The sequence below is a fragment of the Pauljensenia sp. UMB0895 genome, assembly GCF_030218905.1.
In the GTDB taxonomy this organism is placed as follows: Bacteria; Actinomycetota; Actinomycetes; order Actinomycetales; family Actinomycetaceae; genus Pauljensenia; species Pauljensenia turicensis_A.
In genome coordinates, this window is record NZ_JASOQR010000016.1 from 44,924 (window position 1) to 57,032 (window position 12,109).

A 12,109-nucleotide genomic window follows, 5' to 3' on the forward strand; every position below is an offset into this window, starting at 1 on the left:
TCAAAGCATGGATAACGCGCCTATCGGTATTTTTGATTCTGGCCTCGGTGGCCTGACCGTCGCGCGTGCCGTCATTGATAAATTGCCGGACGAGGAAATCCTCTACCTCGGCGACACCGCCCACACCCCCTACGGGCCTCGTGCAATTGCAGAAGCGCGTCGCTTCACATTGGAATGCTTGGATGAACTCGCTTTCCGTGGTGTGAAAGCGCTGGTGATCGCCTGTAATACGGCAACGGCTGCAGCCCTTTCAGATGCGCGCGAACGCTACTGGATTGACGCGCATATCCCCGTCATTGAGGTCATCACTCCGGCCGCCAAGCAGGCTGTCGCGACCACGAGGAATCGTCGTATTGGCGTGATTGGTACGCAGGCAACCATCCAGTCGGAAGCATATCGAAACGCGCTTGCGGCCGTTCCAGGTCTCCATGTCTCACAGCAGGCGTGCCCTGATTTTGTTCCCTTTGTTGAGCGTGGTGTGACAACCGGAGTTGAACTGGAAGCTGTCGCGCGCGAGTATCTTCAGCCACTCAAGGACGATGGCGTCGACACTCTTATCCTGGGATGCACGCACTACCCGTTGTTGACCGGCGTTATCGGCCGTGTCATGGGCGAAGGAGTGTCCCTTGTGACCTCGTCAGAAGCGACTGCCAACGTGACGTACAACGAACTGACCGACCGCGATCTCTTACATGAACCATGGGCGGAAGGTGACGGTCCCCATCACCAGTTCATGACAACCGACTCCGGCGATACGTTCCCACGTCTGGCCCGACGTTTTCTTGGCCCCGAAGTTGGCAACGTGCAAGAAATCTCGATTGCGTCAGGAGCCAGTGCCCAATGAAACTGACAACGATCGGGTGCACCGGTTCCATGTCCGGTCCGAAGTCTCCGGCCTCGTGCTACTTGGTTCAAGCGAACGGCGTTGATCCGAGCACCGGTGAGGATCGCGTGTGGAACGTGGTTCTCGAGATGGGCCCCGGTTCTTTCGGTGCTCTCTGGCGTTGGATTAGCCCCCGCGATATTGATGCGGTGGTCCTTTCGCACTGCCACGCTGACCATATGGCTGACATCATCTCGCTACAGGTGTACCGCAAGTGGGGCCCCGGCTCTGATTTGCCTCCGCTGATGGTTGTCGGTCCCGAAGGTCTGTTGGAACGTATCCGCCAGATCGACGGCGTCGTCGAAGAAGAGCTGTATGCGAACGAATTCAATATTCGAACCGTTGAAGATGGCCAGTCCTATCAGATTGGTCCGATGACTCTGACATCGTTCAAGGGTATCCACACAATTCCCTCGTTCGGAACGCGCATTGAGGGGCCGAGTCAGTCAGATCCGTCGACCGCGGTGTCGATGTTCTTTACCGGCGATACGGATGAAAGCCCTCGTATCGATGCTGGAGCTATGAATGTGGATCTTCTTCTGAGTGAAGTTGGTTTCACTCGTGAAGATTCAGTTCGTGGAATCCACATGGATGGGGTGCGCGCAGGTAGCTTTGCGACGCGAGCACATGTTGGTCGACTGGTTGCGACGCACATTCAACCGTGGACAGAAACTGAACAGGTGCTTGCTGAACTGCGTCAGACCTGGTCTGGTCCCGTTGATTTCGCCTGCCTTGGATCTTCGTTCGTGGTGGGTGACACGTAGCGCTCATCGCTGGGACTGCTACTGAGTGGTCTCGTATGTGTTGCCACGCCAGTCATTGTGGTGGGTTGCAACCCACTGGAAGAGGGCAGCAAGGACCTGGCCGGTTGCAGTGTTCGGTGAATCTTCTCCGTTGCGGTGACGCACCAAAATGCGCCTGAAGCCCAGTGCTGGCAGAGTTGTGACACGCATACCTCCCAGTGCAATTCCTTGGATAGCCATGTAGGGCATGATCGTTGAGCCTTTACCGGCGCGAACAAGGGCGTGCGCCGCCTCGTAGTTGATGTACGAGTAGGGCACCCAGTGGATGTGTGACGTTGCAGCTGCCACACGTTGCATGGGGAGTGCGCCGATCGTGTCCGGTGCGACCCGGAGCCATTGGACGTCGGCAAGGTCGCGTTCGGATCCCACTAGCGGGGCGTTGGAGGGGCTGACCAGTACCCAGGGTTCGTCGATAAATTGGACATCGGTGAAGCCGCGTGGCGCGTTGCCGGGGGCGGTGTCACGTTCCAGCATGAGCAGGTCGAACTTGCCTGAACGCATCTTCGTCATGCCCGGGCCTTCGCCGGATTCATCGATGTGGATTTCGACGCCGGGAAGCTCTTGTTCCAGCTGGGAGGTGAGGGGGAGGAGGACGTTACGAATAACCGTGTGAAAAGCGCCGATGTGTACGACACCGGTCAGGTGTCCGGCGATGGGGCGAAGATTTCGGGCAATGTCGTTAAGGTCATTCTCGATGCGTTCGGCGCCGTTGACAAGAATGCGCCCTGCGGGGGTAAGAAGAGCGCCGGCTGGGTTGCGATCGACGAGGTCCAGACCGACTTCTTCCTCGAGTTTTTTGATTTGTTGTGACACCGCTGATGCAGAGACCCCCAGGTAGTCTGACGCGGCGACGATTCCACCTTCTCGGTGAACTTCAAGAAGAACTTGGAGTCGTTTTGGATCGAGATGCATCGGAGCTCCTATTGCTTAAGTAAAACTTAAATTACAAAAAAGAATAGTTCAATTGAACTGTATGTGAGTGGCGTGCATACTTATATGTATCGAGTCGTGAACAGTGAGGCATACGACACAGAGTTGAATGGAGAAACGTCATGATGTCATTGGTCCGTCGTCAGCTAGACCGCTTCCGTTCCTATGTCACTCGCTATCGCAGACAGCAGCGTGATGAACTGCAGTTCTGCATGGATCGCCCGATTTACGGCAATCTGGTCGCCCGCTGAATCCGGCTTGGTGATAAACACCGCTCTCGCTAGCGTGACAACTTAATAGATAAGAGAGGCGATGCCACCGGTGGCATCGCCTCTCTTGTCATGCCTGCTTACTGAAACAAGGATGAATTGAGATCACTGGCTCTGTTGGAGCGCGTCGACAACCGCGCCAGTGAGGGCGCGGAATGCAATGCCTCGATGGCTGATCGCATTCTTCTGCTGGGGCGTCATTTCCGCTGTCGTCACGTTAAAGCCATCGGCAACGAAGATCGGGTCGTAGCCAAATCCGCCACTACCACGGCGCTCGTGAAGCAAAGTACCACGAACCTCTCCGCGCTGAACGAACTCGCGCCCGTCAGGCAGAACCAATACAGCAGCAGAGACGAATGCGGCACCTCGTAGCGCATCAGGCACATCGGCCAACTGAGCAAGGAGCAAATCGAGGTTTGCTGCATCGTCACCGTGGTGGCCACACCAGCGAGCAGAGAAAATGCCGGGCGCTCCACCCAGAATGTCAACGCACAAACCGGAATCGTCCGCGATCGCCGGCAACCCGGTCAGCTTCACCAAAGAACGAGCTTTGATCAGAGAGTTTTCTTCGAAAGAGGCACCGTCTTCTACCGGTTCGGGCGCATCAAAGTCACTCATCTTGGCAATGATCCCGGCCTCGTACCCTGCGTATGCGGGGGCCAGAATTGCTTCCAACTCCGCGATTTTGTGGGCGTTGCCGGTGGCGAAAACCAGTTTGGGGGTCGTCATCAGAGGGTGACCGTCTCAAGTTCGCCAGCGGTCAAACAACGACGTTGCAGATCGGCCAGCTGCGCGTTGCCGATCGCTGCCAGGTCAAGCAGGTCGCCCAGTTCATCACGGTTGAAGGGCGCGTGCTCGGCAGTGCCCTGAACCTCGATGAAGTTGCCGTTGCCGGTCTGAACGATGTTCATGTCAGTTTCTGCACGGACGTCTTCAACGTAGGGGAGGTCGAGCATCGGGGTGCTGTCGATAATGCCAACGGAGATCGCTGACACGGAGTCGGTCAGCACGGACGTGCCAGCCTTGGGTGTGATGAGACCTTTTTCGGTGCCCCAGCGGACAGCTTCAGCCAGCGCAACGTAGGCTCCGGTCACGGACGCGGTGCGAGTGCCACCGTCTGCACGCAGAACGTCGCAGTCGAGGACAATTGTGTTTTCGCCCAGAGCTGTCACGTCAATGATTGCGCGCAGGCTTCGACCAATGAGGCGTGAGATTTCCTGCGTGCGTCCACCGACCTTGCCCTTGATAGATTCGCGCTGTGAGCGTTCAGCGGTTGCGCGTGGCAGCATCGAGTATTCGGCGGTGACCCAACCTTCTCCGCTCCCTTTACGCCAGCGCGGAACCCCCTCTGTCAGCGAGGCGACGCAGAGGACGCGAGTATTTCCGAACTCGACAAGGACGGAGCCTTCACCGACGCCCGCCCAACCGCGGGTCATGGAAATGGGACGGAGCTGGTCGAATGAGCGCCCATCGGCGCGAGATACATCATGAGTCATGCCTCCAGCCTAGTTCACTTCGCGAAGCGAACCCCAGGAGGGTTAGCGTTGAGGTATGACACTTCACCTTCCCCTTGTCCGGCTAACTCCTCGCGCCCTGGTTTCCGTGCGTGAGAATGTCAGCCCACGCGCGCTCCTTGAACGCGGCGTAAAGGCTTTGGGTGCAGGGGTGAGTGAAGAGGATCGCGCAGGGCTGTCGTCCGTCCGCGCAGTTGTAGTAAAGCCAAATGGCGCGATCGGCGTTATTCCAGTTCGCGATGCCTGTGCAGAGATTGAGTTGGCAACGATTTCCACCCCGGTCGCCCTCTCTCTGATCGACGAGGCCGCCCCCGCCTATTTCGTCGGTGCCACTGATGATGGGGCGGGGCAGATTGTGCTCTGCCTTGACAATGACGCTGAGCTTCCGGGCGTGCAGTGGGTTCACCTGCGATGGGGCGGGCATATGTTGGGTGCTTCGGATTCTGGGGTTGCGATAGTGGGTGTGTCTCTTGCTACTTGGCATGCCTCCTACCGTTTCTGCGCTCGTTGTGGGAAGCCTGTTCGCTCGATTCTGAGTGGCTGGGCGACGGAGTGTTCCGGGTGTGGGCACGTGGAATATCCGCGACAGGACCCGGCAGTTATCGTGCGCATCCACGATGATGAGGATCGTGTGTTGCTTGCGCACAATACGGCGTGGCGCACCACAATGTGTTCTCTGATCGCCGGCTTTGTCGAGGCCGGAGAATCGCCTGAACATGCAGTTATTCGCGAAGTTAAAGAAGAAGTTGGTCTGGATGTGGCCAGCGTTGAATATCAGGCGACGCAACCCTGGCCGTTCCCTCGTTCGCAGATGATTGGGTACACCGCGCGAGTAGCTGTTGGAACACCGGTTGTGCCGATTCCCGATGGGGAAGAGATCGAATGGGCGCGGTTCTTTAGCCGGAGTGAATTGCGCGATGCTCTTCACAGCGGTGAAGTGAGTGCGCCGGGCCCAACATCCATTGCGTATGCCCTGCTTGCGGATTGGTACGGAAGCGACTTGCCTGAGAGCCCAAGCTCGCTTGACCCGCTTCGGCGCCCATGATGCACATTGGTTTCTCCATGGTCAGTGGGACAATCGTTCTATGAATTTGCCAGACCCGAATGCTCTTCTTGACGCGCTTGACCCGGATCAGCGCGCTGTTGCCCTGCAAGTGAAAGGGCCATTGGCTGTTCTTGCTGGCGCAGGGACAGGGAAAACGCGTGCGATCACCTATCGCATTGCGTACGGTGTGGCAACGGGTGCGTTCACGCCACATTCGGTTCTTGCAGTGACGTTCACGCGTCGCGCTGCTTTTGAAATGGGGCAAAGACTTACCCAGCTTGGCGTTCCCGGAGTTCCTGCTCGAACCTTCCATTCGGCTGCACTCAGTCAGCTGAAATTCTTCTGGCCAACAGCAATTGGTGGTCAGATTCCAGAGCTCATCCCCAGTAAATCATCGCTTGTTTATCCCGTGATGTCCCGCCTTGGAATAGCGCAGGGAAATGTTGAATTCCGCGATGTTGTTGCCGAAATTGAATGGGCGAAAGTGTCGATGGTTAACGCAGAGCGCTACGGCGAAGTAGTGCGCGACGGACACCCTGTTCCAGATGGCTTAAGCGCTGATGAGATGGCAACGATACTTCGCCTGTATGAGGACGCTAAGCGCGAACGTGGTGCGATCGATTTTGAAGACGTCCTTATTTTGATGGCCGCCATCATGCAGGATCGTCCTGACGTTGCTAGGCAAGTGCGTAATCAGTACCAGAACTTCGTGGTTGATGAATTCCAGGATGTGTCACGCCTGCAACAGTCGTTGTTGGATCTATGGATCGGTGATCGTCACGACGTGTGTGTCGTTGGCGATGTTGCCCAGACAATTTATTCATTTGCAGGTGCTCAATCATCATTTCTTGTCGATTTCCCAAAGAAATTCAAGGGCGCGCACGTCCTTGAACTGACCAGAGATTATCGGTCGACCCCTCAAATTGTTGATGTCGCTAACTCGGTCATGCTGGGGGCAGGAAAAACCAGTGGCGCTGTCACGCTCAGCTCTCAACGACCTTCGGGTGCGCATGTTGAATTCGCAAGCTATTCGTCAGATAGGGAAGAAGCTGAAGCCATCGCGTCGAAGATTCAAGAGCTCATACATCGTGGAACACCTGCCCACGATATCGCTGTCCTCCTTCGTATCAACGCTCAATCCGAACTCTACGAAGAAGTGTTTTCAGCGCGTCAGATCCCGATTGCTCTTCAAGACCAGACCCCATTCTTTGATAGAGAATCAGTTCGCCGTGCAGTCAGCCATCTGATCGCGGTGTCGAAGTCTGGCCAGGATTCCCCTGGCTCTCTGCGCGACCACATAGAAGAACACTTGGGAGCCATCGGCTGGACGCCTCAAGCTCCCAATGGAGCAAATGCGCTTGAACGCTGGAATAACCTCAATACGCTGATCGCATTGGCTACTGATTCATCTGCTCCGGATCTTGCTGGGTTCATTGAAGAGCTCACACACAAGCGCAAGGTAGCAGAAGAGCCAAATAAAGAGGGCGTGGAAGTCATGACTCTTCACTCGGCGAAGGGGCTGGAATGGTCAGCTGTTTTTATGCCGGGGCTCAGCGAAGGTCTGCTCCCTATTTCCTACGCTCAGACCCCCGAAGCAATCGAAGAAGAACGTCGCCTTCTCTACGTTGGTATCACTCGTGCGCGGGACATTCTTGAAGTGTCGTGGGCGCGAAGCCGGCGTGATGGGGATCGTTCGAAGCGTAAACGTAGTCGTCTGCTGAACAGCGTGTGGCCGCAGAGCCCCTCGATAAAGACGAAGAAGCCCGCTCACGCTCACGCATCATCATCGAAGCAAGCGACACGCGAGTTCCAAGCAACAGCGTCGAAAGAGACCCTCGATCTTTTCGAAGCCCTCCGCTCGTGGCGAAGTGATGTTGCAAAGCTCGCTGGTAAGCCTCCCTATACGGTTTTTTCGGATGTCACGCTTCGTGAGCTTGCGACAAGGCGTCCGAAGAACCATCGTGAGCTTCTTGGAATTTCCGGAATCGGCGAGATCAAAGCAGATGCGTTCGGATCATCCGTTTTAGCGATCCTGGACGGCGAAACAGTTGAAGTGACTAAGGACGATCTTCTTTAATACGTTCTCTTCGTACTATCGATCGGAAGTACGCTCGCTTAGACTGTTCTCCTTACACCCGCAGTTCGCTTCAGGTACAGCTTGTCGTATCGAGAAGCCACCGTGAGCATCAATATGGTGAATGCTTGATGCCATCAGGTGATCATTCCCCATAAAAGTCTGGATAAACCTGGCAATCGACCAGGCTGCGCCATGGGTGGCAAGAGGGGTGGGAGCAACCAATGGTGTCCGCATCGCTGTCTTACGGTGATCAAGAAAATCAGGATCTCTAGCGTTTTCTTGGGAGAGTAAACATGCTCCACACGCACTGAGTCCTGGGATGACAAGAGGCCCGACGTCATAGCCGTCTTCCAGTTCAGTGACCAGAAGGTGGGGGATATCTTCTTTCACGAGCATCCAGGAGTCTTCGAACGCGGGAAACCGCTGAGAGGACACAATCGTTAAAGCCTCATTTTGACCATGAGTATGAGGTACATAGCGGGGGAGTAAGTCATAGCGATTTGATAGTGACCGTTTCAGTGGCAACCCTAGAAAGCCTTCACCAATCACCCTGGCAATCCGGTCATCAACCCGACGTGGTTGCAGAGGAATGACCTCAAGATAGAAGTCATTTTTCACCAGATCCAAAACTCGCGCGGATACGTCATCGAAGACGGTGAACGTCAACGCGAGGTGTTGGGGCAGAGTGACATCTTCTAAGAATCCAGCGTGTTGCAGGCGCATCCGAAGACGAATCGGCAAAGTGCTCGGCAAAGGATCATCTTGATCGGCATCCAAAGACACAGAATGATGACTGCACGCGATCAAGGCATTGATCTGACGATCATGCAGGCCACGAAGGACCATGTGGTGACCGTGATCTGTTCCAACCTGGACCGAATGATCCCCAACCCTCAACACCGTGACACCGGGCTTCAACTTCATCGCACACCTCTTCGTGAGAACTCGATGGCGATGAGTATGCCAGCCTTCAACCCGGCTCAGCGTTTATCCACAGGCCGAGCGTGCTCGCGCGAAAAAGTTATCCACAAGCATCAGCGCGGAGGTGACGAGGGGCTTCATCGTTAGGCCTGAGTATCCCCCGAAGAAGGATCAGAATCCTTGTCTTCAGAACCGTCAGCAGAATCATTGAACTGATCCTCGGCCTGATCGTCCGGAGCAAATCCTGCCCGCGCCAACGTTTCACTCTCGGGATCACTCTCCGGAGAAAGCCCTTCAGCCCACCCCATCGTGCCGTCCAACAGGGCATTGAGAGCAGCATCGATATCCGCGTCCTGTTCACGAGCCGCCTGGCGGATCGTCAAGAAGGTGTCGGGAGAATCAAGCTCTGCCTGCGTCGGCACCATGTCAGGATGTGACCAGAGGTTGTCGCGAGCTTCCCTCCCACCATCGGCTGCGACAAGACCGAAGATCGATGCGGCGCCTCGTGCACGACGCGGACGCATCTGCAATCCGATCAACTGACCCAGCACCTGCTCGGCTGGGCCGCCGGTAGCGCGACGACGACGGATCATTTCGCGCAACTGATCGGCGTGAGGAAGATACGGGGCGGTCGCTTGAGCCGTCACAACTTCAACCCAGCCTTCGATCAGCGCAAGCATCGTTTCAAGACGCTCCAAACTACGCTTCTGCTCGGGCGAAATATTCATCGCAAACACGCCACCCGACAGGGCTTCCTCGATCGACTGCTGATCCGTCGGATCCAACGTGCGGGCAACGTCAGAAAGAGCTTCCATGTCGATCTCGATATGAGTCGCGTAGTTTTCGACGGCTCGCATCAGATCGCCCTCAAGCCACGGAACTGAAGCAAAAAGACGACGATGAGCGCACTCACGAACAGCAACGAACTGTAGAACCTCTTCGAAAGGAATATCCAGCCCGTCTGCGAAATCCTCAACGTTCGACACCACCAGACCAGTTGTCGGCTTCGTCAAGAGGGGAATACCCACGTCATTCGTGCCGAACGTTTCGCGCGCAAGCGCGGTCAGTGCCATTCCAAGCTGGGAAGAAAACATCATTGTCGCCAGCTTCGGAGTCAGGCTCTTCATTTGGCTTGCCATAGAGGCAAAGCCCTCAGAAAGAAGCGAAGGATCACCTGAGATCCCGCCCATCTGGTTTTCAATCACAGACGTGAGCGCACGAGAAACATTCAGCGCAATTGGTTCGCAGATTCGTTTCCACTGCTCAAGGGTGACCTCGGTCCACTCAATGCGACTCCACGCCGCGCGCTCGACCTGTCCGGGGGCAAAATCGGTGACAGTATCAAGCCACAAGTCAGCAACGCTCAACGCTTGACGTGCGCGCCCCGCCTGGGCTGCACTCACAGCTGGATCGCCCGCGGAGTAGATCTGTTGCCGTGCAGAATCATTCACGATTCGCCAATCAACGGGACCAGTGGACGTATTCATAAAGAACTGCATCTGCTTCAATGCGGCGTTCAAAGTGTTTGGATTCTGAACCTCCGGGGGCAACATTGAAGGATCGAACCCTTGTGCGTTCAACGCCCGCATTGCTTCTTCCGCTGCGTTGGCACCGAGCATATTGCGCAGAAAGTCTTCGAATGGATTGTCCTGGGGGAACGTTTCGTCCTCGTTCATACTGCGAGCCTACCCGCGCCACCTGTAGAATCGCGCGATGAACCATGGGCGTGCGCTGAAAGAGGAATTGGAAAACACTGAAATAGGCATCCCAGCGTGCCCTCGGGGCAAACCATGGGCGACAATGATCCGGTGAGTATTGATGAACAGCAGGATCACAGCCTCCTAACCGGCGAGCTTGAAGACGCCACGGTGCGGTCAGAAAACACGGCCGACACCCCCAGCCAGCGGGTAAAGAAATGGATGCCGAGTCGTCCCACCATCGCCGCGATCGCCGGTGGCGTGATTCTAGGAGTCACACTATTCGCTCTACCAATGCCGTATGTACTGGAATCGCCGGGACCGACGTTCAACGTCGTTGGGTCATATCGAGGCACCGACCTGATCACAATCTCCGGCACCGACCCTGATTCGGGACAGTCCGTCGCTGTTGAACCTTCGACGGAAAGTGAGGACGGTGTCGGACAGCTTCGGATGGTGACAGTGTCTCAACGAGGTGGGCCGAGCGCCCGTTTGAATCTTGCTGAGCTGATCATGGGCTACTTCGATTCAAAGTCCGTCCTTGTTCCCTACGACGAGGCATATCCCTCAGATGTCAGCCAAGAAGAGGTTGACCAAGCCCAATCAGCGATGATGTCGAATTCGCAGTCGACCGCGGAAGTTGCGGCTCTGGAATCGCTTGGCTGGGACGTGCCCGCATCAGTGCGTGTCGTCCAAGCGGTCAAAGGAACAAACGCAGAGGGTAGCGTTCAATCGGGTGACTTGCTTGTGTCACTCACTGACGCCCAAGGAGTCGTCCATCCGATTGATCGAGCCTCAACTGTTTTTGCGGTGGTCAAGACTATCCCCGCTGGCACAACACTGACAGTGACCGTTGAACGCAACGGGGAACAGGTCGATATTCCGATCACGACGGTGGCCGCTCCCGAAGGGCAGCAAGGCTCCCGCCTAGGCGTTTACCTGTCTGTTGAAGCCACGTTTCCGCTTGATATTCAGTTCAATCTGAAAGACGTGGGCGGTCCCAGCGCAGGCATGATGTTTGCGCTTGGAATTATCGACCGCATGACCCCGGGTGCCCTCGCAGGAACTGAGAGCATTGCCGGAACAGGGACGGTGTCCTACGACGGTGAAGTGGGTGCGATCGGTGGCATCGTGCAGAAGATGTGGGGAGCCAAGCGCGACGGGGCTTCGTGGTTCCTTGCCCCCTCTTCGAACTGCGATGAAGTTGTCGGAAACGTCCCCGAAGGCCTCAGTGTCGTCTCTGTCTCGACCCTGTCAGAAGCCAGAAGTGCCGTAGAAACAATCGCGGCCGGCCAAGGGGATACCCTGCCGACCTGCGAGTGATGTTCGGAAATGGTCGTCAGTCGACGTCCGGTTCGAGTGATGCGAGAAGAGCATCGACGAGGTTCGGAATAAGGTTTGTTCCCTGACCAACCTTGTCGTCGGAGTCGAATGCTTTCGTGCGCAGAGCACACCAGGATTCGCCGGTGCGAAGCGCGCCAACAGCAAGACGAACATCCGCGCGTGACGGGTGGTTCGAAATGAACTGGATGGCTTCTTCGGGATCTTCGGGAGCCTGATCTTCAACCTCCGGGGGTACGACAAGACGCTCAACCGTAATCGCAGCACCAGCAACCTGCTCTGGCCAGCCAAGATGTCCGAGCACCTCTTCGAGGTCGTCTTCCCGAAGATCTTCCTGAATCACGGCAGACAGGTGTTCTTCGCTCCCATCCCACCCCTTGCGGATCTGCTGAGCAATATCCTCGGGCAAGTCCGGCTGGGCAAGAAGCTGGGACGTGTGGACAAGCGCATAGAGCGAGGGGGCATGATCCCAACCGATTCGTGCAGCGCTACGTTCAATGTCGACAACAACATTCGCAAGTGCAATCTGACGCGCGCTCGGCATCTGAGGTTCTTCGATAGTCATGGAATGTATGTTCTCACGTCAAACACGCAAAGGTGTCACCGAATTGTGAGTTCTGATGAATGCC

At 56.2% G+C, this 12,109-nt stretch carries 12 protein-coding genes; 6 read left to right on the forward strand and 6 right to left on the reverse strand.

What is annotated here, in order from left to right; translation table 11 throughout:
- The first annotated feature begins 7 nt into the window (after window positions 1-7).
- Window positions 8-844: a glutamate racemase gene (gene murI, locus QP503_RS08550; protein WP_006681846.1), complete on the forward strand. Its 837-nt coding sequence runs from the start codon at window positions 8-10 to the stop codon at window positions 842-844.
- Entirely contained in the window at window positions 841-1,647 is an 807-nt protein-coding gene (locus QP503_RS08555; protein WP_006681845.1) for an MBL fold metallo-hydrolase, read from the forward strand. Before murI ends, QP503_RS08555 begins: the two co-directional genes overlap by 4 nt.
- Window positions 1,648-1,665: 18 nt before the next feature.
- Here the strand turns inward: QP503_RS08555 and QP503_RS08560 are convergent, their stop codons facing one another.
- Complete coding sequence (locus QP503_RS08560; RefSeq protein ID WP_103632397.1) at window positions 1,666-2,598, reverse strand: LysR family transcriptional regulator; 933 nt, start codon at window positions 2,596-2,598, stop codon at window positions 1,666-1,668.
- A 140-nt stretch (window positions 2,599-2,738) separates the two neighbouring features.
- Between QP503_RS08560 and QP503_RS08565 the strand changes: the two genes are divergently transcribed.
- The gene (locus tag QP503_RS08565) at window positions 2,739-2,867 is read left to right on the forward strand and encodes a hypothetical protein (protein WP_006681843.1); all 129 of its coding nucleotides are present in this window, start codon (window positions 2,739-2,741) and stop codon (window positions 2,865-2,867) included.
- A 123-nt stretch (window positions 2,868-2,990) separates the two neighbouring features.
- Here QP503_RS08565 and rdgB read toward each other — a convergent pair whose 3' ends face one another.
- Complete coding sequence (gene rdgB / locus QP503_RS08570; RefSeq protein ID WP_103632398.1) at window positions 2,991-3,614, reverse strand: RdgB/HAM1 family non-canonical purine NTP pyrophosphatase; 624 nt, start codon at window positions 3,612-3,614, stop codon at window positions 2,991-2,993.
- Complete coding sequence (rph, locus tag QP503_RS08575) at window positions 3,614-4,381, reverse strand: ribonuclease PH (protein WP_103632399.1); 768 nt, start codon at window positions 4,379-4,381, stop codon at window positions 3,614-3,616. The genes rdgB and rph overlap by 1 nt, the downstream gene beginning before the upstream one ends.
- A 55-nt stretch (window positions 4,382-4,436) precedes the next feature.
- Here rph and nudC point away from each other — a divergent pair, with 55 nt between their 5' ends.
- Both nudC and QP503_RS08585 read left to right on the forward strand, forming a co-directional pair.
- Window positions 4,437-5,444, forward strand: coding sequence for an NAD(+) diphosphatase (gene nudC / locus QP503_RS08580; protein WP_285084253.1), 1,008 nt, complete (start codon window positions 4,437-4,439; stop codon window positions 5,442-5,444).
- A 40-nt stretch (window positions 5,445-5,484) separates the two neighbouring features.
- Window positions 5,485-7,521 carry an ATP-dependent DNA helicase UvrD2 gene (locus QP503_RS08585; protein WP_103632401.1) on the forward strand — a complete coding sequence of 679 codons (2,037 nt, stop codon included), beginning with the start codon at window positions 5,485-5,487 and terminating at the stop codon, window positions 7,519-7,521.
- 15 nt (window positions 7,522-7,536) lie between these two features.
- Here QP503_RS08585 and QP503_RS08590 read toward each other — a convergent pair whose 3' ends face one another.
- Entirely contained in the window at window positions 7,537-8,445 is a 909-nt protein-coding gene (locus QP503_RS08590; RefSeq protein WP_103632402.1) for a hypothetical protein, read from the reverse strand.
- Between the two features lie 140 nt (window positions 8,446-8,585).
- Window positions 8,586-10,118, reverse strand: a complete 1,533-nt coding sequence (locus QP503_RS08595; RefSeq protein ID WP_103632403.1) for a zinc-dependent metalloprotease — start codon at window positions 10,116-10,118, stop codon at window positions 8,586-8,588.
- 132 nt (window positions 10,119-10,250) lie between these two features.
- Here QP503_RS08595 and QP503_RS08600 point away from each other — a divergent pair, with 132 nt between their 5' ends.
- A complete protein-coding gene (locus QP503_RS08600) occupies window positions 10,251-11,462 on the forward strand; it encodes a YlbL family protein (RefSeq protein WP_285084255.1) in 1,212 nt (403 codons plus the stop codon).
- 16 nt (window positions 11,463-11,478) lie between these two features.
- Here the strand turns inward: QP503_RS08600 and QP503_RS08605 are convergent, their stop codons facing one another.
- On the reverse strand, window positions 11,479-12,045 hold the full coding sequence (locus tag QP503_RS08605; RefSeq protein ID WP_006681835.1) for a PPA1309 family protein: 567 nt from the start codon (window positions 12,043-12,045) through the stop codon (window positions 11,479-11,481).
- Window positions 12,046-12,109 lie beyond the last annotated feature (64 nt).